This window comes from Streptomyces lydicamycinicus, assembly GCF_000829715.2.
GTDB classification, from domain to species: Bacteria; Actinomycetota; Actinomycetes; order Streptomycetales; family Streptomycetaceae; genus Streptomyces; species Streptomyces lydicamycinicus.
Window position 1 is genome coordinate 1243050 of the sequence record NZ_BBNO01000001.1, and the last position, 26421, is coordinate 1269470.

General features: G+C 69.0%; 21 protein-coding genes and 1 rRNA gene. 14 read left to right on the plus strand and 8 right to left on the minus strand.

Annotated elements, in window-relative coordinates:
• Positions 1-18 precede the first annotated feature (18 nt).
• Positions 19-1338, plus strand: a complete 1320-nt coding sequence (locus TU31_RS36500) for a S8 family serine peptidase (RefSeq protein ID WP_107070613.1) — start codon at positions 19-21, stop codon at positions 1336-1338.
• Positions 1339-1511: 173 nt separating this feature from the next.
• Here the strand turns inward: TU31_RS36500 and TU31_RS05340 are convergent, their stop codons facing one another.
• Together TU31_RS05340 and TU31_RS05345 are read right to left on the minus strand one after the other, a co-directional pair.
• Complete coding sequence (locus TU31_RS05340) at positions 1512-2540, minus strand: WXG100-like domain-containing protein (protein WP_042149572.1); 1029 nt, start codon at positions 2538-2540, stop codon at positions 1512-1514.
• 170 nt (positions 2541-2710) lie between these two features.
• Positions 2711-3043 carry a WXG100 family type VII secretion target gene (locus tag TU31_RS05345; RefSeq protein ID WP_042149574.1) on the minus strand — a complete coding sequence of 111 codons (333 nt, stop codon included), beginning with the start codon at positions 3041-3043 and terminating at the stop codon, positions 2711-2713.
• Positions 3044-3451: 408 nt separating this feature from the next.
• Between TU31_RS05345 and TU31_RS05350 the strand changes: the two genes are divergently transcribed.
• On the plus strand, positions 3452-3751 hold the full coding sequence (locus TU31_RS05350) for a hypothetical protein (RefSeq protein WP_107070614.1): 300 nt from the start codon (positions 3452-3454) through the stop codon (positions 3749-3751).
• Between the two features lie 50 nt (positions 3752-3801).
• Here TU31_RS05350 and TU31_RS05355 read toward each other — a convergent pair whose 3' ends face one another.
• The 3 genes from TU31_RS05355 to TU31_RS05365 all read right to left on the minus strand — a co-directional run bounded on the left by TU31_RS05355 (position 3802) and on the right by TU31_RS05365 (position 8092).
• Positions 3802-5133, minus strand: coding sequence for an SUKH-4 family immunity protein (locus tag TU31_RS05355; RefSeq protein ID WP_042149578.1), 1332 nt, complete (start codon positions 5131-5133; stop codon positions 3802-3804).
• Positions 5130-7280: an ATP-binding protein gene (locus TU31_RS05360; protein WP_245698404.1), complete on the minus strand. Its 2151-nt coding sequence runs from the start codon at positions 7278-7280 to the stop codon at positions 5130-5132. Before TU31_RS05360 ends, TU31_RS05355 begins: the two co-directional genes overlap by 4 nt.
• Positions 7281-7684: 404 nt before the next feature.
• Entirely contained in the window at positions 7685-8092 is a 408-nt protein-coding gene (locus TU31_RS05365) for a hypothetical protein (RefSeq protein WP_042149586.1), read from the minus strand.
• Between the two features lie 239 nt (positions 8093-8331).
• On the opposite strand from TU31_RS05365, the gene TU31_RS05370 reads away from it, so the two are divergent.
• Positions 8332-8640, plus strand: a complete 309-nt coding sequence (locus TU31_RS05370) for a hypothetical protein (protein ID WP_042150034.1) — start codon at positions 8332-8334, stop codon at positions 8638-8640.
• A complete protein-coding gene (locus TU31_RS05375; RefSeq protein WP_042149589.1) occupies positions 8637-9374 on the plus strand; it encodes a WXG100 family type VII secretion target in 738 nt (245 codons plus the stop codon). Before TU31_RS05370 ends, TU31_RS05375 begins: the two co-directional genes overlap by 4 nt.
• 112 nt (positions 9375-9486) lie before the next feature.
• Here TU31_RS05375 and TU31_RS05380 read toward each other — a convergent pair whose 3' ends face one another.
• A complete protein-coding gene (locus TU31_RS05380) occupies positions 9487-13443 on the minus strand; it encodes a type VII secretion protein EccC (protein WP_042149592.1) in 3957 nt (1318 codons plus the stop codon).
• Between the two features lie 254 nt (positions 13444-13697).
• Between TU31_RS05380 and eccD the strand changes: the two genes are divergently transcribed.
• From eccD to TU31_RS05410, 6 genes are all read left to right on the plus strand, one after another.
• The gene (gene eccD / locus TU31_RS05385) at positions 13698-15164 is read left to right on the plus strand and encodes a type VII secretion integral membrane protein EccD (protein ID WP_042149595.1); all 1467 of its coding nucleotides are present in this window, start codon (positions 13698-13700) and stop codon (positions 15162-15164) included.
• A 156-nt stretch (positions 15165-15320) separates the two neighbouring features.
• Positions 15321-15608 (plus strand): 30S ribosomal protein S15, encoded by a 288-nt coding sequence (rpsO, locus tag TU31_RS05390; protein ID WP_006602744.1) that lies wholly within the window; start codon positions 15321-15323, stop codon positions 15606-15608.
• Positions 15609-15905: 297 nt separating this feature from the next.
• Positions 15906-18125, plus strand: coding sequence for a polyribonucleotide nucleotidyltransferase (locus TU31_RS05395; protein ID WP_042149598.1), 2220 nt, complete (start codon positions 15906-15908; stop codon positions 18123-18125).
• Positions 18122-19501, plus strand: a complete 1380-nt coding sequence (locus tag TU31_RS05400) for a M16 family metallopeptidase (protein WP_042149602.1) — start codon at positions 18122-18124, stop codon at positions 19499-19501. The genes TU31_RS05395 and TU31_RS05400 overlap by 4 nt, the downstream gene beginning before the upstream one ends.
• 37 nt (positions 19502-19538) lie before the next feature.
• Positions 19539-20291, plus strand: coding sequence for a 4-hydroxy-tetrahydrodipicolinate reductase (gene dapB, locus TU31_RS05405; RefSeq protein ID WP_042149605.1), 753 nt, complete (start codon positions 19539-19541; stop codon positions 20289-20291).
• A gap of 5 nt (positions 20292-20296) precedes the next feature.
• The gene (locus tag TU31_RS05410; RefSeq protein ID WP_042149608.1) at positions 20297-20752 is read left to right on the plus strand and encodes a hypothetical protein; all 456 of its coding nucleotides are present in this window, start codon (positions 20297-20299) and stop codon (positions 20750-20752) included.
• A gap of 89 nt (positions 20753-20841) precedes the next feature.
• Here the strand turns inward: TU31_RS05410 and TU31_RS05415 are convergent, their stop codons facing one another.
• On the minus strand, positions 20842-21393 hold the full coding sequence (locus TU31_RS05415; protein ID WP_042149611.1) for an SCO5741 family PH domain-containing membrane protein: 552 nt from the start codon (positions 21391-21393) through the stop codon (positions 20842-20844).
• 101 nt (positions 21394-21494) lie between these two features.
• Positions 21495-21731, minus strand: coding sequence for a hypothetical protein (locus tag TU31_RS05420; protein ID WP_042149614.1), 237 nt, complete (start codon positions 21729-21731; stop codon positions 21495-21497).
• 232 nt (positions 21732-21963) lie between these two features.
• Between TU31_RS05420 and thyX the strand changes: the two genes are divergently transcribed.
• The 4 genes from thyX to TU31_RS05440 form a co-directional block, all read left to right on the plus strand.
• Entirely contained in the window at positions 21964-22722 is a 759-nt protein-coding gene (gene thyX, locus TU31_RS05425; RefSeq protein WP_042149617.1) for an FAD-dependent thymidylate synthase, read from the plus strand.
• Between the two features lie 197 nt (positions 22723-22919).
• Positions 22920-23819, plus strand: a complete 900-nt coding sequence (gene dapA, locus TU31_RS05430; protein WP_042149620.1) for a 4-hydroxy-tetrahydrodipicolinate synthase — start codon at positions 22920-22922, stop codon at positions 23817-23819.
• Positions 23820-23933: 114 nt separating this feature from the next.
• The gene (locus tag TU31_RS05435; protein WP_042149621.1) at positions 23934-25619 is read left to right on the plus strand and encodes a ribonuclease J; all 1686 of its coding nucleotides are present in this window, start codon (positions 23934-23936) and stop codon (positions 25617-25619) included.
• A gap of 606 nt (positions 25620-26225) precedes the next feature.
• Positions 26226-26421 (plus strand): 16S ribosomal RNA (locus tag TU31_RS05440); the annotation flags it as partial.

Here is a 26421-nt window from a genome sequence, read left to right on the forward strand (position 1 = left end):
GGGGAGAGGTGTTACAGCGTGAGTTTCACGCGGACGCTGCGTGCGGTGGGCGGCGCGGTGGTGGCGGGGGCACTGCTCTTCGGCACTGCGCCGGTTGCTTCGGCAGACCAGATCAGGCATGAACAGTGGCCGTTGAGGTCCTTCGGAGCTGACGACATCTGGAAGGTGTCAACCGGCAAGGGCGTCACCGTCGCGGTTATCGACGACCCCGTAGACGGAAGTCACCCTGACCTCAAGGGAAATGTGCTTCCTGGCAAGAGTTTCCTCGATGGGGGAACGGCAGATCGCCCGGATGGGAAGCATGAGCACGGCACCGCCATGGCTTCGCTCATCGCTGGGCACGGGCATGGCCCTGGGGGATCCGAAGGAGTCAAGGGGCTGGCGCCTGATGCCAAGATCCTTCCCGTGGGAATCGACCTTGGCGACCAGGAGGAGTCCTACGCGGAACCGTTGAGGTATGCCGTGGACCACGGCGCGAAGGTCGTCAACATGTCGTTCGAGGACTATGCGGACACGTCACCTGCCGAAAAGGCATCTGTTGAATATGCCCGGAAGCACGACGTTCTGGTAGTTGCGGCATCTGGAAACACTGGCTCCAGCATTCCCCGTCTTCCTTCTGCGGTACCGGGGGTTCTCGCTGTCGGAGCGGTGGACATTGACCTCAAGGTCTGGAAGTTCTCCAGCTACGGGCCTCATATCAAGCTGCTGGCGCCAGGACTTCATATCCGGTCGGCGGGAGTTGAGACCCCTTATCGCCTGGCCAACGGCACGTCAGACTCTACAGCGTACGTATCTGCTGCCGCTGCCCTCCTCCGCTCCAAGTTCCCGGACCTGACCGCCGGCCAGATCGCCAACCGTCTGGTGAAGACTGCCGGGCTGCCGGATGAGATGAAGGGAAAGAAGCTTCCTGACCCCCACTACGGCTACGGTTTCATCAGGCCGTCCAAGGCGCTCACCGCGAAAATCCCCGCAGGCTCGAAGAATGGGCCGCTGCCTCCTGTGAGCGATGGCTCCCCCAAGGCGCCCGGTAAGGGCGAGGCAGTCAAGAGCGATGGCGATGAGGGAATGAGTACGAGCGTCATCATCGGCATTGCCGGTGGTGTGGTCGGGCTCCTGGTTGTCGTGCTGATCGTTGTGCTGGTGGTTAAGAAGAAGAGCGGCCGTAATGGTCCGCCTCCGGGTGGCCCCGGTGGCTATGGCGGCTACGGTGGTCCCGGGGGACAGGGCGGCGCCGGTGGCTTTGTGCCCTATCCGTCGAACCCGAACGGCTACCAGCAGCACCCGAGCGCGCCCGGTGCGTATCCGCCGGCGCCGCCCACGCAGCCGCCGGGACGGTAATTCCAAGCTGGTTCATCAAAGCGGCCCGCAGCTTTCGAGCTGCGGGCCGCCGCCTGTTCAGCAGAGGTGCTGTGGCATGAGCGCTGCGCTTCACCGCCGCGCCGAGCGCTCCCGCGGACTGCATCCGGGACGGACAGTGGGTGCTTGACGCATCCCATCCATAGGAGGCCGGATCAGCCGAAGACCGAGCGGACCTCGTCTGTTACGTCGGGGTTGTTGGTGGCGGCGCCGCCCGTGCGGCGGTCGACGTGGCGTTGGGCGTGGTTGAGGCCGCGGTTGGTGAGGTCTTCCTTGGCGTGGTCGATGTAGGTGCCGGGGTCCGCGAGGCTGGCGACGCCGTCCTTGTAGTCCTGGGCGCCTTCCTTGATGCCGTCGACGTATTCGCCGGCCTTGTCCTTGGCGATGTCGCCGGTTTCGCCCCAGTCGATTCCGTCGCGGGCGCCGAAGTGACTTTCGATGCCCTGCTGTGTGACGTTCTGGGCCATCTCCGTGGCGGCCTCTTGGGCCTTGGCCTTGCCCTCTTCGACGATCTTGTCCCTGGCGATTTCCTTCGCCTGGTCGACGACCTTGTCCTTGACGGTCTCCTTGACCGTCTTCTTCACATAGTCCGCCGCGATCTTGCGGGCTTCCTTGGAGACCGCCTTCTTCGCCATCTTCTTGATGGCGTCCATGGTGGCGTGCTCCATCGCCTTGGTGGCCGCCTCCATGACCTCGCGTTTGATCTTGTCGAGGATCTGGCGGACGAGCACGCGGGTCGCTTGGGTGGCCCCTGCGGCGCCGAGCTCGGAAAGGCCGAGGGTGAAGGGTGCGGCGGCCTGGGCCGCGATGATCTCGGCGGCCAGGATGACGAGTTGGACGATGACCGCGATTTTGCCGGCGAGAACGGCGATGGCGGCCGCGTCGAAGGCGAGGGCGATGACCTCGGCCGCCGCGGCGGCGTCGCGGAGGTAATTGTCCCCGCTGTCCCCGCCGCCGGAGAAGGATCCCCATTCGTTGGAAAAGCCCTCGATCGCATCGCCGGAGTTGGCGGAGACGACTTGATTGGCTGCCGAAGAGCCCTGGGAGGACGCCTGATTGACCGACTCGGCGAAGTTGCGCCAGACCTGCGCGCATTCGTGGAGCTTGTCCTCGTCGGCGTCCGGCCAGTTGTAGCCGAGGAGGTCCAGGACCCAAGCTACCTCGCCTGGCAGCGTCAATGACACAGTGATCGTCCCCCGTGCAGTTATGGCGATTGCGGAGTGGAAGGGAAGGGTGGTGGAGAAGGAGAGGAAGGGAGAGTGGGAGTGAGGATGAGGATGAGGCGGGGGGAATTCCCGCGCCCGGGCTCAGGCGGGACAGGGTGGCGTCAGATGGCCGGGTGGCCTACCGCCCGTCAGACGGCCGGACGGCCTACCGCGCTGATGGTGTGAATGCCCTGCTCGTCGGATTCGGTGTACGAGTCGCTCATGCTCTGGAGCTTGTCGCCGATGCCTTCGAGGCGCTCGCCCAGGGAGTCCATCGACTCGAACATGCCGTCCCTGATGGGCGTGTAGATCGTTTCGAAAATATCGCCGAAGTCGCAGTTCTCCCAGGGGCTGCCAAGGCCTTCAAGATCGTCTTGAAGCTTCTTCGACGCCTTGGAGAAATCGCTGCCGATGTGCACGAACGCGTTGCCCTGCGTGCGCAGCACATCCGGATCGACGTCAAACGCCTTGCCTGCCACCATTGCCCCCGTTTTGCGGTGTCCCGCGCGATACTTGTCGCGTTCTTAACGAGCCCACATTAGGCGATCTGAATGCAGGCATGTCAAGGCGAGGAGTGTGGAGGGAACGTGGGCATCGTGGTATGGCAACTCCGTTGCGATTCTGGGGAATTGCCCTACCTGAGGCTATTGGTGAACCTTGTGGGTGGCGCGGATGCGGGCGCGACGAGCGCGTACTGAAAGGGAAGGTTAAATATTGGTACGCCGCTGGTCAATCATTTGCTGAGTGCTGAGCGTTCCCGTGGCGGGGCCGGTCCGGAATCCGTTTCAGGAGAGTGCGTCCGGTCGACCCGCCCACGTGCAGGGCGAGTTGAACCCGGGGCCGGGGATCGGGGCCGTCCGGCGATCACCCGTCCCGTAGCATTCCCGCTCATGGACGTACCCGGCAATGAAGAGCCCCTCCCCGACAGCCGTGTGGGGCTGACACCCCGTCAAGCCCGGCGAATACGCATCGTCCTGGCCTCGGTGCTGATGGCCGCGATGGCGGGGGTGCTCGTGGTGCGCCTGGCGTCGCGTACGTCGGTGCTGGTGGTCGGGGTGTACGGAGCCGCACTGGTGCTCTGCGGTGTGGTGATCGAGCTCAGCCGTAACGGGCGCACCCGGCTCGGCACCTGGTTGCTGGGCATCGGTCTGGTGGCCGCGCTCGCCTCGGACTGGCTGTTGTTGCCCTGACGGCCGGGGAGGGAGAGGCCGGGGGCCGAAGCCCCCGGAGCCCCCGGTCCTCAGAACAAGCCGTGCCACATCTGCTCGATGACCAGCGACCACCAGTTGCTGTCGTCGTCCAGCGCCCAGGAGTCGATCGCCGCGATCTGCTCCTGGAAGGCGGCCACCGCCGCTCCCGCCGCGTACGGGTCCATGCCCTGCATCTGCGAGCGCGTGGTGACCAGCAGGGCGAGCGAGCGGAGGTAGGCGGACAGGGTGCGGTTGACGAACCTGCCGCCGCCCGACGACGGCTGGACCGCCCAGACGGTGCCGACCAGGTTCTGGTTCTCCTCCGCGGCCGTGCACTGGACGGCGAGCGTGTAGAGACCGTCGGTGCCGATCCGGACGTAGCCGGCGAGGGTGGCCAGGGTCTGCTCCTTGGCCTCGGTGCCGGTGACGCGCAGGGAGGTCGCCACGTCCGGGAACAGCCCGCCGGCGGGCGGGGCCTCCGGCCGGTCCGCGGTGAAGAAGAACGGCACCTGCGCCGGCAGACCGGCCCAGACCAGAGTGCTCTTGGTGGCCTCCGGCAGCTGCGTCGTGGCGAGATCATCGGCGTCCGGGCGGGTGACCCCCTGGGGCCCGAAGACCTCCACGAGGTGCTTGCCGAGGGCGACGTCCCGCATCTGCGGTGCGGCCTCGACCCGCTGTGGCACCGGGACCCGGTGCGGTCGCGGCGGTGCCTGCCGGCCCGCCAGCTGGTGCATCATCTCGACGTGCCGCAGCAGTCCGGCGACGCCCTCGGCGCGCTCCTCGGGCCGCATGCCGTAGCCCTCGGTGCAGGAGAACGTGGCGTTCGGGAACGTGCGGAGGATGAAGTCGCCGGGGTAGCCGCCGGGCAACAGGGCCGAGCGCAGATCGGTGTGCACCGCGCGGACGTTCGCGGGGTGCACGCCCAGCCGCTGGAGCTCGTCGTAGAGCTGGAACTCGGCGGGCGGCTGTCCGGGCGCCGAGACGCGGGCGAGGCTGGTCTCCTCGCCGGTCGACGGGTCGGCGTAGGTCGCGACGGCGGTGTTGCCGGGGCCGGTGACCGGCGGCTCGGCGGGGGCCGCCGGAGCCGCGGCGGACCCGGCACCGTGCTTCTGCTGATACATCCGCACGACCTCGTCGACCGGTACGGACGGCCACACCGTCAGCTCGCCGGACGCCCGGTCGACGACCCCGCAGGCGGCGCCGACCTCGGCGGGCGGGCGCCGCTGCCCCGTCTGCGGGTCGACCTCCGGGGGCGGCGGTACGGCCCACACCACCCAGCCGAGGTCGAACTCCTGCATGGCCACCTCACGCGGGGGACCCTGATGTCCCTCGGGGTTGAGCCAGCGGGCGGCGGTGGCGTGTGCCTGCGCCTGGTTGATCACGAGTGGTCTCCTTCGAGGCCGTCGGAAGCAGCGGTGTCGGCGGCGCCGGTGCGCTGGGCCGGCACGGTGGGGGCGACCGCGGGAGCCGCGGCGAGGATCTGCCGGGCGGTCACCCCGCGTTCGGTGGCGACGACCAGCACCCCGTCGGGTGAGAGGTCGGCGCCGGTGAGCGGGGTGTCCGAGAGCAGCGCGGCCACCACCTTCTGGCCGGCGCGGGCCCAGACCCGCAGATAGTCGGCGCCCCGGCTGAAGCCGAAGGGGGCCGCCGCCTTCGTCTCGTCGGAGGGCAGCTGTACCTGCGTCGGGTCGGCGTCGATGTATCCGGGCCGCAGCAGATCGTGCAGGAGCAGTGCCGCGCCGTCCTCGGAGGCGTCGCCGTCCGGGCCGGGCACCGTACGGGAGCCGGGGGTGCCCTGGGGGACGATGAAGGCGGCCACGGGGCGGAGCGCGGGTGCCGTGCCGGACGCCGGTGCCGGTCCTTCCCCGCCGGATCCCGCCCCGGCACCGTCCGCGCCCGGGGCCGTCTCCGCCGCCGTGCCCTCGTCACCCTCCTGGGGCAGCGAACCGGTCGTCACGGCGCGGACGCCGGGCAGCGGCACGCTCCACAGCGTGCGCCACGGCAGGTCGAAGCCGAGGGTGTGCAGTGCCTCCGCGTACGGCGCCAGCCCGTCCTCGACGAACGCGGTCTCCAGGAACGCCGCCCGCATGCCGGCCGGAGCCTGCGAGCGGGTCAGCAGTGGAGCGGTGCGCAGGTACGTACGGGCCGGGGCGCCCAGCTGCTCCAGCGGTACGGCCTCGATGGCGGCCCGCAGTGTCACCGGGTCGGCGTGCGCGAACAGGCCCGGGTCGGTGAGGAGTTGAGGAAGCAGCCCGGCTTCGAGGGTGTGGGCGGCGAGATGGTCGCGGATGTACGGATCGGCCTTGGCCCAGTTCTGCTGGGGCACCGCTTCCAGCAGCGCCATGGCGATCTTGGTCTGGGCGTCCCGGACGTCCGGCAGTCCGGAGCGGATCTCCTCGGCGATCGCCGGGTGCTGAAGACGCAGCAGCGTACGGCCGTCGTCGGCACCGTCCCCGGCCGCCTCGTCGTCCGCGTCCTGCTCCGCGTCCGGCTCGACCGGCTGGATGAACGGCGCGGCCAGCAGCATGCCGTCGGCGAGGTCCTGGCTCATGTCCCGTCCGGCCACGGCATTCGCCAGCGCACCCCACAGCTGGACGGGCAGCCCCTCGCCCTCGGCGAACGCGAGCGGTGCCAGCAGCAGCCGCAGCGTCTGCGGATCGACGTCCAGCCGGCGGGCATGCAGGTCGAGGGCCTCGCCGACGGTGGCGGGCAGCAGGGACTCGTCCGCCGGGTCGAAGCCCTCCGGCTGCATGAGCAGCGACTGCACGGCGAGCTGGACGGTCAGCCGGCTGCCGTCCGCACGCCGGGCGAGGGCCTCGGCGAGCGGCCGGCGCACGGCGGGGTCGGTGGTGAAGGGCAGTTCCGGCGCCCCGGCGCCGGGGTCGAGCGCGGTCTCGGCATGCAGCACCAGACCCTTGGGGTCGGCCCACTCCGGCGCGTCGAGATCGATGATCTGTGCCTGGCCGGACGGCAGCGCCTCCGCCAGTTCCGCGGCCAGTTCGCGCGGCACATCGGCGAGCAGTTGTACCGTCTCGGTGGCGGCGAGCGGCTTGAGCACGTCCCGTACGAGGCGGGCCGGCTCGTGCGCGGCACGGACCGGGCCGGCCCGGTCGACGTCCGGCACCACAATCGTCACCGGCTCTTCACGAGCGGCGAGTTCGGGAAAGATGTCTTCGCCGCGGTCCGCGCGCAGCCCGAAATGATCGGCGATGACCCACAACAGCTGTGCCGCGGTGCGCCCCGAGGGGCTCGGCACGGCGGGCGCCGGGAGGTCCGGGGGCACGGTCGCCGGGTCCAGATCGTCCAGCGGCAGCTGCTTGCGGTAGCCGGGATCGCACATCATCAGGAAGCCGGTGATCAGGCGCGAGCGCCCGCTGCCCGGGTTTCCGGTGAGCACGATGACGCGCGGGGCGCCGGGCCACCGCATCCGCCAGGCCGCGAGCGCGCGGAGCGCCGCGGTGCGGCCGCCGACGTACGGATGAGGTGCATATCCGGCCCGTGCGGCGATTCCTTCGTCTGAGGCGCTCATGGCTTCCTCGTCCCCCATCAATCCCGTCTCCACCTTTGTGGATTCCTGCGTCTACCGGCTCGATCTTATGATCCGGACCGCACGCCCCGGACGATGCGGGGGTGGCTGTGCCGGAACTGGAACACGCAGGCCGGGCCCCTTGCCGAGGGACTGCGCAAGGTGATGCGCGAGGCCCGCGTCAAGTGCGTTGTCCCTGGGGCCCGGTGTGGAGAAAACGGGAATGCGGTGTGCGGAAAGGAAGCAGATCCGCCCATGAATCCGGCGGCCGATCTGCTTTCTTCCACATCGCCTCTATGGACTCTTTGAACGGATTTCGGCGGGGGAAAGGAACGCCCCCGGCGCACCGCCCGGGCGGCCGCCGCACCGCCGGTCCGGCCGCGCGCCCCGTTCGCCGGAAGAGCGGGTCAGCCCCGGTGCCCGCCGCCCCGGCCGCCGCGCCGCGGAGTGGTGACGATGTTGCCCGAGGGGCCGTCGCGCTCGGCGCGCTCCTCGTCCTCCTTGGCTTCCTGCTCCTTCTGCCAGGCGGCGAACTTCTCGCGCGACTCCTCGCGCTCCGCCATGGTCTGGTTCTCCGCGGCCCGCCGGATCTCGGTCATCCGGTCGCCCAGCGCGTCCATGTACCCCGGCGTCTGGATCGCGTCCTTCATGCCGATACGGCCGGAGAGCACCTCCTGGGCCATCTCCTGGAGCTTGCCGCCGACGTTGGGGTTGTCCGCCAGGACCTTCAGTGCCTTACGCAGCCGGTGCGCCTGCTCCGGATCCTGGGCGACGTCCATCAGGTCCTCGTCCTGGATCTGCCGCTCGTTGCTCATCCCTGCCCCCTTGAACGTGATGGCACAGCAACCGCATGTGCTGCACCGGCGTCCTGAAGTCTAATGACGGGTGTGAACGGGTCGTCAAGGCGGGGGTTGTCGGTATTGCCGCATATTGCTCCGTATGCATTCCGCGGTTCGCTGTCCGCCCGCTCCGGAGAGTGCTTCGGGCCTATTGCGGGTGTGCTAGACCTGAGGCGATGTTGGCAGGTAGCTGTCATTCAATTCGGGGAGAAATGATGTCCGACGAAGTCCGGCTCAGTACCGAGGAGTTGCACAAGCTCGGTGCGACCTTCGAGATACGCGCGGAAGAACTGAGCCGGCAGCTGGCCGCATTCAGACGGCGGGCCGATGCCGAGGCCCTGCGGGAGGGCTTCGGCAGCGACGAGGAGGCCCGGCCGTTCCGTGAGCTGTACGAGCAGGCCGAGCAGGCGCTCGTCCAGCTTCAGCAGCGGCTCGCCGAGGTCGGCGGAGGGATCAAGGAGACCGTCGCGAACACGCAGGCGGCCGAGGACGAGCTGGTCGAGATGATGCGGAGCGTCAAGTGAGCGAGCGACGCAACCCCCAGGCCCTGCACGAAGCGGCGGCCGGCTGGCGGGAGATGGGCCGGCACCTCGACGGTCTGGTCCGCGATCTGGACCGGCATGTCGGCACCGCCGCCGCGGCCAACTGGCACGGCCCGGCCGGTGAGGCGTTCGCGGGGGAGTGGCACCGCCTCAAGCGGTCCGTCGACGACTCCCTGCCGGCCTTCGAACTGGCCGCCGCCGACCTGGAGAACGCGGCCGCCGCGCCCCCCGAGGACAAGGGCGGCGAGGAACACCACGAGGCGTCGCCGGCCAGGAACTCCGCCAACTCCTCATCCTCGTCGGGCACCGAGGTCGCCTATGGCTTCATGGCGCTCGGCCAGCTCGCCAACGGCCTCGGCGGCGCGTTCGGCAAGCGCGGTGGCGGGGGCGGCCAGTCGCGGGGGCCGGCCGTCGGCCACACCTGGGAGACCTCCACCGCAGCGCAGGGGCCCGACCCGTTCGGACCGGCGAAGGCCGGCGAGGCCAGGACACGGGGCGGCGAGGGCATCGCCAAGGGCGTACGGACCCAGCCGGCGGTCGCGGAGCCGGCCCCCGGCGAGGAGCGGCCCCCGAAGGCCGGGCAGGACAAGAAGGGGGCGGCCGACGGGCCCGCCACCGCCGCCGATGCCCCGGCCAAGGGCGGCACCCCGGCGGCCGGCGGCGAGGCCCCCGGCCGGCCCGCGCCCGACGTGACCCAGCACGGCGCGTTCGGCTGACAGCGGCCGCCGGCCGGCCCGGCACCGGCGCGGACACACCGCGTACCGACGGAAAACGGCGGTGGGGCGCCCCTCCTGAGAGGGACGCCCCACCGCCGTTTCGTCTGTCCGGTCAGCGGCTGTTCGCCGGCAGCCAGCCCGTCTGGACCAGCTGCGCACCGCGCTTCCGCGTGATGAACGTGGCCCGTCCGGGCGTCAGGCTCTGCCCCTTGATGTTGCCCATCAGCGGCCCCTCGGCCGGATCGGCGGAGAGGATCAGACCCTGCGCACCGAGCTCCTTGGTGCGCTGCATCACCGGCTCGAAGGACGACCGCCCGGCACCCGACGAGCTGCGCGCGATGATCAGGCGCAGACCCAGGTCACGGGCGAACGGCAGGTACTCCAGCAGCGGCTGAAGCGGGTTGCCGCTGCTGGTCGCCACCAGGTCGTAGTCGTCCACGATCACGAACGCGTCCGGCAGGTCGTACCAGCTGCGGTTGCGCAGCTGCTCCGGCGTGACGTCCGGGCCTGGCATCCGGCGGCCCAGCGAACCGGCCAGCCCGCTGATGACCTCCTGAAGCTGCGGCCCCGCGGCGCAGTACTTGTACAGATGGCTCTCGGGGACCTCGCCGAGCAGCGCGCGGCGGTAGTCGGAGACCACCATCAGCGCCTTCTCGGACGGGTACCGCTCGGCGATCTGCTTGGTCAGCAGCCGCAGCAGCGACGACTTGCCGGACTCGCTCTCGCCGTAGATGACCAGCAGCGGGTCGGTCTCGAAGTCGATGAACGCCGGCGACAGCGTGGTCTCGTCGACACCGATCGCGATCCCGTGATCCGGGTAGTCGCTGCCCTTGGGCAGCTCGTTGACGTGCAGCATCGTCGGCAGCATCCGCACCGCGGGGGCGGGCTCGCCCTGCCAGTGCTCGCTGACCGTCGACACCAGGTTCGCGATGCCCTCGCTGAGCGTCTCCGGGTCGCTCATCCCGTCCAGCCGCGGCAGCGCCGCCAGGAAGTCGAGCTTCTCCGGGGACATACCGCGACCGGGCTTGCCCATCGGGACGTTCTCCGCGCGCTTGCGGTCGAACTCCGACTCCATCGGGTCACCCAGGCGCAGCTCGACACGGTTGAGGAGCTGGTCGCGCAGCGCGGGACGCACCTCGGTGTAGCGCGCACCGGCGATGATCAGGTGGACACCGAAACCGAGACCCCGGGCGGCGATGTCCAGGATCACCGGGTCCATCTGCTCGTAGTCGGTCTTGAACGTCGCCCAGCCGTCGATGACCAGGAAGACGTCGCCCCACTTCTGGTCGGGGTAGGCGCCCGAGGCCCGCCGCTGGCGGTAGGTCCCGATCGAGTCGATGTTGTTGGCCCGGAAGAACTCCTCGCGCTCGTTGAGGATGCCGACGACCTCGGAGACCGTACGGCGCACCTTCTCGGCGTCCAGACGCGAGGCGACACCACCGACGTGCGGCAGGCCCTCCATGGTCAGCATGCCGCCGCCACCGAAGTCGAGGCAGTAGAACTGCACCTCGGCCGGGGTGTGGGTGAGCGCGAACGAGGCGATGGCGGCCCGGATCAGCGTGGACTTGCCGGACTGCGGACCACCCACGACCAGACCGTGACCGGCGCCCGCGGAGAAGTCCAGGTACATCACGTCACGCCGCTGCTCGAACGGCTTGTCCACCAGCGCGACCGGCACCACGAGCTTGCCGAGCGCGGTGTACTCCGGTGCGTGCACACCCCGTTCGGGCGTGACCGCGAGCGTCGGCAGCAGCTGGTTGACCGTCGGCGGCTCGTCCAGCGGGGGCAGCCATACCTGGTGCGCCGGCGGGCCCTGGCCCTGCATGCGCTGGACGATGACGTCGAGGACGGTGTCGGCGAGCGCGTCGTCCTGCTCCGGGGCGACCGGCTCGACCGGGGTGGGGTCCTCGATGATCTGCTCGACGACCGGCGCCGCGGTGAACGGCACCGGCAGACGCCGGGTCCGGCTGCCGCCGGGGCCGCCGCCGGCACCGGGACCGCGGTAGGGACCCGAGACATACGCGGCCTTGAACTGGACCATCGTCTCGGTGTCGTACTTGAGGATGCCGGAACCCGGGACGTTCGGCAGGTGGTAGGCGTCCGGCACACCGATCGCGGTCCGCGACTCGGCCGCGGAGAACGTCCGCAGACCCAGCCGGTAGGACAGGAAGGTGTCCAGACCGCGCAGCTTGCCCTCTTCCAGGCGCTGCGAGGCGAGCAGCATGTGCACACCCATCGACCGGCCGATACGGCCGATCTGGATGAACATGTCGATGAAGTCGGGCTTGGCGGTCAGCAGCTCGGAGAACTCGTCGAGCACCATCACGAGCGACGGCAGCGGGTCCAGGGGCGCACCCGCGGCACGTGCCTTCTCGTAGTCGGTGATGTTGGCGTAGTTGCCCGCCGAGCGCAGCAGCTCCTGACGGCGCTGGAGTTCACCGGTGATCGAGTCGCGCATGCGGTCGATCAGGGTGACGTCCTCACCGAGGTTGGTGATGACGGCCGCGACGTGCGGCATCTCGGACATACCCGTGAAGGTGGCGCCACCCTTGAAGTCCGCGAGGATGAAGTTCAGCGTCTCCGAGGAGTGGGTCACCGCGAGCGCGAGCACCAGGGTGCGCAGCACCTCGGACTTACCGGAACCGGTCGCACCGACACACAGGCCGTGCGGGCCCATGCCCTCCTGCGAGGCCTCCTTGATGTCGAGCATGACGGGCTGGCCGTCCTTGTCGACACCGATCGGCACCCGCAGCCGCTCGTGCAGCGTCCGCGGCCGCCAGGTACGCGACACATCGACGGAACCGGCGTCACCGAGGTTCAGCAGATCGGTGAAGTCCAGGTTCGACAGCAGCGGTTCCTCACCGTCCGCGCCCGAACCCGCCCGCAGCGGGGCCAGCTGGCGCGCCAGCGCCTCCGACTCGGCGATCGACAGGGTGTCGCAGACACCGTGGTAGACCGCGCCGCTGGCCGACTCCAGCACCAGCTTGCCCGGCTGGACCTGGACGGCCAGACCGCCCCGGATCTCGTCCAGATCGCCCGGTACGACCTCCAGGATGGTGACGCCCTGAAGACCCTCGGCCCCGGCGATCACCGAGTCCATCGGCACCTCGCCGCCGTCCAGCACGATCACCACATGCGGGGTGTCGGTCACCGGAGTGCCCTGCGGGTTGAACCGGCCGCGGCCCTCCAGGTCGTCCGCCAGCAACTCCTCGATCTCACCGAGGTCACCGACGACCAACCGGCGCGACCCGGCGCCGTCCGTGGTCTTGTCCTGCACGTGCGGCAGCCACTTCGTCCACTCCCACTCCGCCTGCGCACCGGGCGCGGCGACGACGGCCACCACCAGGTCCTCGGGCGAGTGCAGGGTGCACAGCTGGGCGACGATGGCGCGCGAGGCGCCGTAGACCGTGTCCGGGTCGCCGGAGACGGTCAGGTGGTAGAAGGCGCGCAGCGAGACCGCCAGCGGCAGGTTGTCCAGGTGCCCGTGCTTGTCGAGGAACTCCTTCATCGCATGCGCGGTGAGCGGTTCCAGCTCGTCGACCGGAGCGGTCTCCGGGGCCCGCAGGGGAGTGGCCAGCTGCTGCGGCCCGAGCCCCAGCCGTACCTGCCCGAAGTCCGGGTCGGTCGACCGGCGTTCCCAGACGCGTTTGCCCTCGGCCACGATGGACCACAACTGGCTCGGGTCGGGGTGGGTGAACAGCTGGGCGTCCCGCTGCTTACGCGCGGTGCGCCGTACCTCTTTTCGCTTCTGCGTAAGGTACTTGAGGTAATCCTGGCGCTCTTGGAGCATTTGCCCGGAAGGCCCTTGGCGGGCCTTGACGATCTGCACGATCGCCATTGCCAGAGTGGACGCCACCATAAAGCCGCCCATGATTTTCATGAACGGCTGATTGCCCATGAACAAGAATCCCGCCGATGACGCCATGCCCATCATGGGCATAAGGGTCATCAGCATGTTCTCTGATTCACCCTCACGCGGCAGCTCCGGAGGTGCCTCGAGTGTCACCTCCTCCGAGGGGACTTCGGGTGGCAGCGCGCGGGGCGGGCGCTTGACGATGACAACGCTCACCGAGGCATCAGTCCTTCATGCATCTCGCAGTCTCGGACCGCCCCCGTTGGATTCGACGGTCCCCCGAGCCAAGTACTTGGCCCGACGCAGGCGTTGATCCTACTGTTAAGCGTCAAGTCTCGGGGTGGGTGGGGCGGCCGCCGAATTGGACGGTACGCTGACGCCTCGCGAGCGTGCCCAAGCCCTGTAGTGACGGCTCTATATATACGGCGCGCGAAGCGACAAAACGCCCAACGGATAGGGGGAACCGCCAGGTGAGCACGAGCACTGGCACCGGCTTTTGCCGGGTCACAGTCGCCGCGCCGGATGCACGGATCGATGTGGCTCTGCCGGAAGACGTCGCACTCGTGGACATTTACCCGGAGATTCTGCGGCTCTCCGGTCAGTCCCAGGCGGAGGGCGCCCCGACCGGCTATCACCTTGTACGCCGCGACGGCACGGTACTTGACGCCGGGCAGTCGCTCGCGCAGCAGCAGATCCTCGACGGTGACCTCCTTCTTCTGAAGCCGTTCGCCGAGTCGCTGCCGCTCCCGGTCTTCGACGATGTCTCCGACGCCGTCGCCTCTGCGGTCAAGCGCAACCGCAGCCGCTGGAGCGACGACCTCATGCATGTCGTCGGTCTCTCCGCCGGTGTGCTGCTGCTCGTCATGATGGCGTTCGCCCTGTGGTTCTCGAACCCCCTGAACCGCGACATGCACCGCCTGCCCGGCATCATCGCCGGTGTCGTCGGCATCGTCCTGGTCGCACTGGCCGGCGTCCGTGCCCGCGTCTACGACGACCACGGCTCCTCCATCGCGCTGGGCCTGGCCTCGCTTCCGCATCTGCTGCTCGCCGGCTCCGGCATCTTCCCCGTCGACGAGGGCGCCGGCCCCGGCCGGCTGCACCTCCTCGTCGGCTGTGTGACCGTACTGATCGCCTCCGTACTTCTGGTGGTCCTGCTGCCGCGCGGTGACGCACCCTTCGTCGCCGCCGCGTTCCTCTCCGCCGCCGGCACCCTCGCGGTCTTCGCCGCGATCCTCACCGACGCCGCGCCCATCGAGGTCGCCGCCGTCACCGCCGTCGTCGCCATCGCGCTGGTCGCCTGGCTGCCCGGCCTCTCCGCCCGCTTCGCCAGGCTGCCGATCGGCTACAAGTCGCCCGACCAGATCGCGAAGGGCTCGTACGACAACAGCGGCGAGACCGAGTCCGTCGACTTCGTCAAGATCGGCAACCAGGCCAAGCGCGGACACGAGCTGCTGCTCGGCCTGGTCGCCGGCTGCGCCGCCCTGGTCGTCGGCTCGGCCGGTGCGGTCCTCGGCTTCTCCGACAACATGTGGGCCCAGCTGCTGGCGCTGGCCGCGGGCATCACGGTCATGCTGCGCGCCCGGCTCTTCGACTACACCGCACAGGTCGCCTGCCTGACCATCGCGGGCATCCTCACGATCGTCCTGCTGATCCTGGGCATCGCGCTGAACCCGCCGACGGAGATCTTCGTCGAGCTGGAGCGCTTCCAGGACGCCGGTCCGCTGAACATCCGCACGGTCTGGTTCTCCAGCAGCATCGCGGCGGGTGCCGCCCTCCTGGTGGGCGTCGGCCTGGTCGTCCCGCGCAAGGGCGTCACCCCCTTCTGGGGCCGGATCTTCGACCTCTTCGACGGTCTGGTCCTGCTGTCCTTGGTGCCGCTGTGCCTGGCGGTCCTGGACGTGTACGCCACGGTGCGCGGCCTCACCGGCAGCAGCTAGACCCCCGCTCACCGGCCTTTTCCACGGCCCCCCGACCAGCCGGTCGGGGGGCCGTTGCCAGCTGGTACGCTGTGTGACGGTCCGGTCGAGTTATCCAAGATCCCCTGTGAAGCAAATCCAGGGGCGCTCACGGGCCGAAACCAAGAGGAGTACCGCGTGTCGCTCGACGCCGCTACGAAGAAGCAGATCATGGCCGAGTTCGCCACCAAGGAGGGTGACACCGGTTCCCCCGAGGTTCAGGTCGCGATGCTCTCCCGCCGCATCTCGGACCTGACCGAGCACCTCAAGACCCACAAGCACGACCACCACTCCCGCCGTGGTCTGCTGCTGCTCGTCGGCCAGCGCCGCCGCCTGCTGCAGTACCTGGCGAAGAAGGACATCACGCGCTTCCGTGCGCTGGTCGAGCGCCTGGGCATCCGCCGCGGCGCGGCGGGCGCCAAGTAAGACGCCGTAGAGGGAGCGGTTCCCACCCGGGGGCCGCTCCCTTTGCCATACGCACCGGACTCCGCCCCGCCGCGAGGTGGACGGAAGCTTTGTAGTCTGGTGCCATATCGCAAAAAGCGAACGCGGTAGGAGCGCCACCTGGCCGCCGGTCCTCGGTAGTGGCCCCCGGACGATCCATGGAGACACTCCATGGCCCTCACTCCGGGTGCTTCGATCGAAGACCGGCCCGCACCGGCGCTCCACCGAAGACGGTCCCCTGCCACACGGGCAGCGGACACATACGAGGAGATATTCCTGGTGGAGAACGAGACCCACTACGCCGAAGCCGTGATCGACAACGGTTCCTTCGGCACCCGCACCATCCGCTTCGAGACGGGCCGCCTGGCCAAGCAGGCCGCCGGTTCCGCCGTGGCGTACCTGGACGACGACACCATGGTGCTGTCGGCCACCTCCGCTTCCAAGACCCCGAAGGACCAGCTGGACTTCTTCCCGCTGACCGTCGACGTCGAGGAGCGGATGTACGCAGCCGGGAAGATCCCCGGTTCCTTCTTCCGCCGTGAGGGCCGCCCCTCCGAGGACGCGATCCTCACCTGCCGCCTGATCGACCGCCCGCTGCGCCCCTCCTTCAAGAAGGGCCTGCGCAACGAGATCCAGATCGTCGAGACGGTCATGGCGCTCAACCCCGACCACCTCTACGACGTGGTCGCCATCAACGCCGCCTCCTGCTCCACGCAGCTGGCCGGCCTGCCCTTCTCCGGCCCGGTCGGCGGCACCCGTGTCGCCCTGATCAACGGCCAGTGGGTGGCGTTCCCGACCCACACCGAGCTCGAGAACGCCGTCTTCGACATGGTCGTGGCCGGTCGCGTCCTCCCCGACGGCGACGTCGCGATCATGATGGTCGAGGCCGAGGCCACCGAGAAGACCATCCAGCTGGTCAAGGACGGCGCCGAGGCTCCGACCGAAGAGGTCGTCGCCGCCGGTCTCGAGGCCGCCAAGCCCTTCATCAAGGTCCTGTGCAAGGCCCAGTCGGACCTCGCCGCCAAGGCCGCCAAGCCCGTCGGTGAGTTCCCGGTCTTCCTCGACTACCAGGACGACGTCCTGGAGGCGCTGACCGCCGCGGTCAAGGACGAGCTGTCCCAGGCGCTGACCATCGCCGGCAAGCAGGAGCGCGAGAACGAGCTGGACCGCGTCAAGAGCGTGGCCGCCGAGAAGCTGCTCCCGCAGTTCGAGGGGCGCGAGAAGGAGATCTCCGCGGCGTACCGTTCGCTGACCAAGAGCCTGGTCCGTGAGCGCGTCATCAAGGAGAAGAAGCGCATCGACGGCCGCGGCGTCACGGACATCCGTACGCTCGCCGCCGAGGTCGAGGCCATCCCGCGGGTGCACGGTTCCGCCCTGTTCGAGCGTGGCGAGACCCAGATCCTGGGCGTCACCACCCTCAACATGCTCCGCATGGAGCAGCAGCTGGACACCCTCTCCCCGGTGACCCGCAAGCGCTACATGCACAACTACAACTTCCCGCCGTACTCCGTCGGTGAGACCGGCCGCGTGGGTGCCCCCAAGCGCCGCGAGATCGGCCACGGTGCGCTCGCCGAGCGCGCCATCGTGCCGGTGCTGCCGACCCGCGAGGAGTTCCCCTACGCGATCCGCCAGGTCTCCGAGGCGCTGGGCTCCAACGGCTCGACGTCCATGGGCTCGGTCTGCGCCTCCACCATGTCGCTGCTGAACGCCGGTGTGCCCCTCAAGGCCCCGGTCGCCGGTATCGCCATGGGTCTGATCTCCCAGGAGATCGACGGCCAGACCCACTACGTCGCCCTCACCGACATCCTCGGTGCGGAGGACGCCTTCGGTGACATGGACTTCAAGGTCGCCGGCACGAAGACCTTCGTGACCGCCCTCCAGCTGGACACCAAGCTGGACGGCATCCCGGCCTCCGTCCTGGCCGCCGCGCTCAAGCAGGCCCGCGACGCCCGTCTGCACATCCTCGATGTGATGAACGAGGCGATCGACGTTCCGGACGAGATGTCCCCGAACGCCCCGCGGATCATCACCGTCAAGATCCCGGTGGACAAGATCGGTGAGGTCATCGGCCCCAAGGGCAAGATGATCAACCAGATCCAGGAGGACACCGGCGCCGACATCACGATCGAGGACGACGGCACGATCTACATCGGTGCCGCCGACGGCCCGGCCGCCGAGGCCGCCCGCGCCACGATCAACGGCATCGCCAACCCGACCATGCCGGAGGTCGGCGAGCGCTACCTGGGCACGGTCGTCAAGACCACCACCTTCGGTGCGTTCGTCTCCCTGCTCCCGGGCAAGGACGGCCTGCTCCACATCTCGCAGATCCGCAAGCTCGCCGGTGGCAAGCGCGTGGAGAACGTCGAGGACGTGGTCGCGGTCGGCGCCAAGGTCCAGGTCGAGATCGCCGAGATCGACCAGCGCGGCAAGCTCTCCCTGATCCCCGTGATCGAGGAAGAGGATGCGGCCGAGGGCACGAAGGACGACGCCGCCAAGTGACGTCCCGTACGCACATGACGACGGCCCGCACCTCCACGGAGGGGCGGGCCGTCGCCCGTACCCAAACGCTTCTCAAGGGCACCGCGGGCGCCGGCACGGTCCGCCGGACCACCCTCCCCGGCGGTCTGCGCATCGTCACCGAGACGCTGCCGACGGTCCGCTCCGTCACCTTCGGGATCTGGGCGAACGTCGGCTCCCGGGACGAGACCCCGTCCCTGAACGGCGCCACGCACTACCTGGAGCACCTGCTCTTCAAGGGCACCGAGCGGCGCAGCGCGCTGGACATCTCCGCCGCCATCGACGCGGTCGGCGGCGAGATGAACGCCTTCACCGCGAAGGAGTACACCTGCTACTACGCGCGGGTGCTGGACACCGATCTGCCGCTCGCCATAGACGTGGTGTGCGACATGCTGACCGGCTCCCTGGTGGAGGCCGAGGACGTGGACGCCGAGCGCGGCGTCATCCTCGAAGAGATCGCGATGACCGAGGACGACCCGGGCGACTGTGTGCACGACCTGTTCGCGCACACCATGCTCGGTGACACCCCGCTCGGCCGCCCGGTCCTGGGCACCGTCGACACCGTCAACGCCCTCACCCCCGAGCGCATCCGCCGCTTCTACAAGAAGCACTACGACCCCACGCACCTCGTCGTCACGGCCGCCGGCAACATCGACCACGCCAAGGTCGTCCGCCTGGTCCGCCGCGCCTTCGAGCAGGCCGGGGCCCTGGACCGGACGGACGCCACCCCGATGGCGCCGCGCTCCGGCGCCCGCGCCATCCGCACCGCCGGCCGCGTCGAACTGCTCAACCGCAAGACCGAGCAGGCGCATGTGATCCTCGGGATGCCCGGGATGGCACGCACCGACGACCGGCGCTGGGCGATGGGCGTGCTGAACACCGCCCTGGGCGGCGGGATGAGCTCCCGCCTCTTCCAGGAGGTCCGCGAGAAGCGCGGCCTGGCCTACAGCGTGTACTCGTACACCTCGGGCTTCGCCGACTGCGGACTGTTCGGTGTCTACGCGGGCTGCCGCCCGAACCAGGTGCAGGACGTCCTCAAGATCTGCCGCGACGAACTCGACCAGGTGGCGTCCCAGGGCCTCACCGACGACGAGATCCGCCGCGCGATCGGCCAGCTGCGCGGCTCGACCGTCCTCGGCCTGGAGGACACCGGCGCGCTGATGCACCGCATCGGCAAGAGCGAGCTGTGCTGGGGCGAGCAGATGTCGGTCGACGAGATGCTCGCGCGGATCGCCGCCGTCACCCCGGACGAGGTGCGCGAGGTGGCCCGGGACGTCCTGGGCACCCGTCCCTCGCTGTCCGTCATCGGTCCCCTGAAGGACCGGCAGGCGGCCCGGCTCGACGACGTCGTCGCATAGGCCCGCTGCGATACCACCAAGAGAGAGACGGGAAACGATGAGCAAGCTGCGCGTGGCCGTACTGGGAGCCCAGGGGCGCATCGGCTCCGAAGCCGTACGGGCGGTCGAGGCCGCCGAGGACATGGAGCTGGTCGCCGGGCTGGGCCGGGGCGACAAGCTGGAGACGCTGGTCGAGGCCGGTGCCCAGGTCGTGGTCGAGCTGACCAACCCCGGCGCGGTGATGGGCAACCTCGACTTCTGTGTGCGTCACGGGATTCACGCGGTGGTCGGGACGACCGGGTGGACCGATGAGCGCCTCGCGCAGCTGCGCACCTCGCTCGCCGCCTCGCCCGGGGCGGGCGTGCTCATCGCCCCGAACTTCTCCATCGGTGCGGTGCTGACCATGCAGTTCGCCCAGCAGGCGGCCCGGTTCTTCGAGTCGGTCGAGGTCGTCGAGCTGCACCATCCGAAGAAGGCGGACGCCCCGTCCGGCACCGCCGCCCGCACTGCTCAGCTGATCGCCAAGGCCCGTGAGGAGGCCGGCTGCGCCCCGCAGCCGGACGCCACCAGCACCGCGCTGGACGGCGCCCGCGGCGCGGACGTGGACGGCGTCCCCGTGCACTCCGTACGGCTGCGCGGTCTGCTGGCCCACCAGGAGGTGCTCTTCGGCGGCGAGGGCGAGACCCTCACCATCCGCCATGACTCCCTCCACCACAGCAGCTTCATGCCGGGCATCCTGCTCGGGGTGCGCCGGGTGGTGAACACTCCGGGCCTGACCGTGGGCCTGGAAAACTTCCTCGACCTGGGCTGACGGGTATGGGCGGAAAGATCACGTACTTCTTCCTCGCCACCGTGCTGATCCTGGTGTTCGGCGTGGTGGCGCTGGAGGGCGTCCTCCTCCTGCTGACCGGCGAGCCGGCGGCCATGGGCATGGGAGCGGTGGCCTTCCTGCTGCCGTGCATCGGCGGCTGGTTCCTCTGGCACAACACCCGCTTCGCCCGCGACGCCCACCGGCTGGCCCGGGTGCTGGAGGCCGAGGGCGGACTGCCCGCCGACGAGCTCCAGCGCACCCCCGGCGGCCGGATCGACCGGGACGCGGCCGACGCGGTCTTCGCCCGGCGGCAGGCCGAGACCGAGGAAGCGCCCGGCGACTGGCGTACGTGGTTCCGGCTCGCGGTGGCCTACCACGACGCCCGGGACACCCCGCGCGCCCGTAAGGCGATGCAGCGGGCCATCGCCCTGCACGACCACAAGGCCGTCCCGGCTGCCTGAGCCGTCCTACGGGTCAGGGCCGGCCGGGTCCTGACCCGTGTGGGGCGCGCGATGCCCGGCGGGCGCTACAACGGACGAGGGCCGAAGGCTCAGCCGCGGTGTTCCGCCGCCCAGGCCTCCAGGACGTCCGCGGCCCGCTCGAAGGCCTCCGGACGGGACAGGAAGTCGCCGTTGCGGTCGGTGATCAGGGTGCGCAACGGTTCACCCTGGGTCCGCTCGATGATCAGGGCCTGACCCTGCACCGTCCGCGGCAGGCCCAGCCAGCGCACCGGCTGCTGGCGGGTGCGCACGGAGGCGATGGCGCTCCACGGCTCGGTCGCCGTACGCAGCAGATTCACCTGGCGCAGACCCTGCGCGCTGACCCACAGGCCGACGCGCAGCAGCCGTAGGGCGAGGGCGATCATCAGCGCCCCTACGGCCGCACAGGCCGCGGCGCCGGGCAGCGAGCCGGCCATCGCGATGATCATCGCGGAGAGCAGGACGAACGAGGCGAGCAGCAAAAGCACCGCCGCCGCCCCTACCCGCCACGGTCCGGGGCGGTAGGGACGGCGCCAGTGGTCGGGCTCGTCATGCGGCAGTGCGGCGATATCCGCGGCACCGGTGTCGAGGTCGCGGTCGGCCGTCAGGAAGGGCAGGGGCACGGCTGATCCTCACTCATGGGCACGCTGTCGGAAGCTGTGACCGGTGAGGTTATCGGGACCGGCGGAGCGGAACCACTTTCCGGCACGCCCCGCCCGCCCGTTCAGCGATGTGCCTCGGACTGGTGCACCCGGCTCGGCCCGGAACTGTCCTGCGACAGGGCGGGAAGGCCGAACAGCAGGGCGCCGGCCAGGCCGCCCACGACTGTCAGCGTGATGAGAGACTGGCCGAGGAGCTGCGCGCGGGAAGCGCGCTGCCGCGGCGGGGGAGTGACATTGCTGCGGAACCGGTCTGCCTCGGCAACGAAGGCGAACGGGACGGGCTCTCGCCGGCGGAACATGAGCGGGCTCTCCTAGGAACCTCGAAGTGGGCACTGTCACAGGGTTAGACGTCTGCGGAGTCCGGTTGGTGCCCGTTTTCCGAGACTTCTGTGAAAAATATCAACTGCCGCGCCGCAGGCTGCTAAAGCGCGTCCGTTTTGCGGCTAACGCGGCATCACGTCGTATTTCCCGGGCTGTCAGTGGCGGGTCGTAGGCTGGTCGCGCACGAGGAACGAATGGAAGGAACCGCCGGTGTCCCAGACCCCTGCCGAGAGCGCTGCGAGCCCCGACAGCGCAGCCGTCAGCTTCCGGAGCGAGGTGACGGTCGAGCTGGTCAAGCACAGCGCCGCGGACAGCGATGTGCTGTGGGCGGCCCGTGTCTCCACGGCCGGCGAGCAGTCCCTGGAGGAGCTCCAGAAGGATCCGGAGCGCTCCAAGGGCTTGATCAACTACCTCATGCGGGACCGGCACGGCAGCCCCTTCGAGCACAACTCCATGACGTTCTTCATCAGCGCGCCGATCTTCGTCTTCCGCGAGTTCATGCGGCACCGCGTCGGCTGGTCGTACAACGAGGAGTCCGGCCGCTACCGCCAGCTGGACCCGGTCTTCTACGTCCCCGGTGCGTCCCGCAAGCTCGTCCAGCAGGGCCGCCCCGGCAAGTACGAATTCGTCGACGGCACCCAGGAGCAGCACGAGCTCACCGGCCGCGTCATGGAGGATTCCTACCGCCGGGCCTACGAGGCGTATCAGGAGATGCTCGCCGCCGGCGTCGCCCGCGAGGTCGCCCGCGCCGTGCTCCCCGTCGGTCTGTTCTCCTCGATGTACGCGACCTGCAATGCCCGCTCCCTGATGCACTTCCTGGGCCTGCGGACCCAGCACGAGCAGGCGAAGGTGCCGTCCTTCCCCCAGCGCGAGATCGAGATGGTCGGCGAGCAGATGGAGGCCCACTGGGCCAAGCTCATGCCGCTCACGTACGGCGCATTCAATGCGAATGGCCGGATCGCTCCGTAAGGCCCAGGCCGCGGGCCGGTTACCGGAGCGCGCAGGACAGACGTGCGAAGTGTTCGGATTGCGGCATTTTGCGAAGTTCATTTACGCTGAACAGATGGACCCGGCACTGCTTGAACCCCCGAGCAGGCAGTGCCGGTGTCCACATCCCTGCTCCCCAGAGGCGCATCCCGCGGTGAGCTACGAGTAGCGTGGGACCCATGGCTCCGACTTCCACACCGCAGACCCCCTTCGGGCGGGTGCTGACCGCCATGGTCACGCCATTCACGCCGGATGGCGCTCTCGATCTCGACGGCGCGCAGCGGCTCGCTGCCCATCTGGTGGACGCCGGCAATGACGGTCTCATCGTCAACGGCACCACCGGAGAGTCCCCGACCACCAGCGATGCGGAGAAAGCACAGCTGGTCCGCGCCGTGGTCGATGCGGTGGGCGACCGCGCCTTTGTCGTCGCCGGAGCTGGCACCAACGACACCCACCACAGCCTCGAGCTGGCCCGCGCCGCCCAGGACGCCGGCGCCCATGGCCTGCTCGCGGTGACCCCGTACTACAGCAAGCCCCCGCAGGATGGCCTGCTCCGCCACTTCACGGCGATCGCGGACGCCACCGAGCTGCCGGTGATGCTCTACGACATCCCGGGCCGCAGCGGTGTCCCGATCAACACCGAGACCATGGTCCGGCTCGCCGAGCACCCCCGGATCGTCGCCAACAAGGACGCCAAGGGTGACCTCGGCCGTGCCAGCTGGGCCATCGCGCGCTCCGGCCTGGCCTGGTACAGCGGTGACGACATGCTGAACCTCCCGCTGCTCTCGGTCGGCGCCGTCGGCTTCGTCTCCGTGGTCGGCCACATCGTGACCCCCGAGCTGCGCGCCCTCCTGGACGCCCACCTCAACGGCGACGTCACCAAGGCCACCGAGATTCACCAGAAGCTGCTGCCCGTCTTCACCGGCATGTTCCGCACCCAGGGCGTCATCACGACCAAGGCCGCGCTCGGCCTCCAGGGTCTGCCGGCCGGTCCGCTGCGGCTGCCGCTCGTGGAGCTCTCCCCCGAGGAGACCGAGCAGCTGACGCGCGATCTTGCCGCCGGCGGGGTACAGCTCTGATCACAGACTTCATAACTGAATACGGACCAACAATCGCCCTACAGCAAGTGCACGAATGTCATGCGCGCCACGTGCCCTCGACGGCAGCGTGGCGCGTGTGGTGAGGAGAGTCTTTTGAGTCATCCGCATCCTGAGCTCGGCGCCCCGCCGAAGCTTCCCAAGGGTGGCCTGCGCGTCACCCCCCTCGGCGGCCTGGGTGAAATCGGCCGCAACATGACGGTCTTCGAATACGACGGCCGGCTGCTGATCGTCGACTGCGGAGTGCTCTTCCCCGAGGAGGAGCAGCCCGGAATCGACCTGATCCTTCCGGACTTCACGTCCATCAGGGACCGTCTCGACGACATCGACGGCATCGTGCTCACGCACGGCCACGAGGACCACATCGGTGGCGTCCCCTATCTCCTGCGCGAGAAGCCGGACATCCCCCTCATCGGCTCGAAGCTGACCCTCGCCCTCATCGAGGCCAAGCTTCAGGAGCACCGCATCCGCCCCTACACCCTTGAGGTGAAGGAGGGCCACACCGAGCGGATCGGCTCGTTCGACTGCGAGTTCGTCGCGGTCAACCACTCGATCCCGGACGCCCTGGCCGTCGCCATCCGCACCCCCGCGGGCATGGTCGTGCACACCGGCGACTTCAAGATGGACCAGCTCCCGCTGGACCGCCGGCTGACCGACCTCCCCGCCTTCGCGCGACTCGGCGAGGAAGGCATCGACCTTCTGCTCTCCGACTCCACGAACGCCGAGGTCCCGGGCTTCGTCCCACCCGAGCGGGACATCTCCAACGTCCTGCGCACGGTCTTCGCGAACGCCCAGAAGCGCATCATCGTCGCCAGCTTCGCCAGCCATGTGCACCGCATCCAGCAGATCCTCGATGCCGCCCATGAGTACGGCCGCCGGGTCGCCTTCGTCGGCCGCTCGATGGTCCGCAACATGGGCATCGCCCGCGAGCTGGGCTATCTGAAGGTCCCCGCCGGCCTGGTCGTCGACGTCAAGACGCTCGACGATCTCCCCGACGACGAGGTCGTGCTGGTCTGCACCGGCTCCCAGGGCGAGCCGATGGCCGCCCTCTCCCGGATGGCCAATCGCGACCACCAGATCCGGATCGTCCAGGGCGACACCGTGATCCTGGCCTCGTCCCTCATCCCGGGCAACGAGAACGCGGTCTACCGCGTGATCAACGGCCTCACCCGCTGGGGCGCGGATGTGGTCCACAAGGGCAATGCCAAGGTCCATGTCTCGGGCCACGCCTCGGCCGGCGAGCTGCTGTACTTCTACAACATCTGCAAGCCGAAGAACCTCATGCCGGTGCACGGCGAATGGCGCCATCTGCGGGCCAACGCCGAGCTGGGCGCCCTGACCGGCGTACCGAAGGACCGGATCGTCATCGCCGAGGACGGCGTGGTGGTCGACCTGGTCGACGGCGTCGCCAAGATCGTCGGCAAGGTCAAGGCCGGCTATGTCTACGTCGACGGCCTCTCGGTCGGCGATGTCACCGAGGCCCACCTCAAGGACCGCCGGATCCTCGGCGACGAGGGCATCATCTCGGTCTATGTGGTCGTGGACAGCACCACCGGCAAGATCGTCGGCGGCCCGGACATCCACGCCCGTGGCTCGGGCATCGACGACGCCGCCTTCTCGGGCGTGATGCCCAAGATCGACGAGGCCCTGGCCAAGTCGGCACAGGACGGCATCACGGAGCCCCACCAGCTCCAGCAGCTGGTCCGCCGCACGGTCGGCAAGTGGGTGTCGGACAACTACCGTCGCCGCCCGATGATCCTCCCCGTGGTCGTCGAGGTCTGACGCACAGAGTCGTACGAACGTACTCAAGTCGGAGCGGGGCGCCCGGATTTGCATCCGGGCGCCCCGCTCCAGTACGTTTACGGCTCCGCCTGAACGGGAAGCGCCGCACGCTGTGCGTACGGAGCACCCCGCGAAGCCGGGCGGAATTCCGACCCAGAGCAATCTGATAAAGTCGGATCAGCCGAAAGGCACCCCCCTCCGACGGGAAATCGGAACGAATTCGAACCGGAAACGGAACGAAATCGGATCTGGTAGAGTCGGAAACGCGAAGAAGCCGAAAGGTGGAAACGCACCGGCGAAAATCGGGCCCGCAAGGATCTGATAGAGTCGGAAACGCAAGACCGAAGGGAAGCGCCCGGAGAGCCTGGTGAAACAGGCACAAAGGAAGCGTCCGTTCCTTGAGAACTCAACAGCGTGCCAAAAGTCAACGCCAGATATGTTGATACCCCGTCCACCGGAAACATCCGGAGGATGAGGTTCCTTTGAAAAGCCCATCCCGCCCATGTGGTGCGGATGGCACACACAGCGGGGACGCTGTGAACGACCGGACCTATTCCGTCTGGTCGTTCCGCTCTCGTGTGTGTTTCACCCGATTACGGGTAAACATTCACGGAGAGTTTGATCCTGGCTCAGGACGAACGCTGGCGGCGTGCTTAACACATGCAAGTCGAACGATGAACCTCCTTCGGGAGGGGATTAGTGGCGAACGGGTGAGTAACACGTGGGCAATCTGCCCTTCACTCTGGGACAAGCCCTGGAAACGGGGTCTAATACCGGATACGACCTCCGACCGCATGGTCTG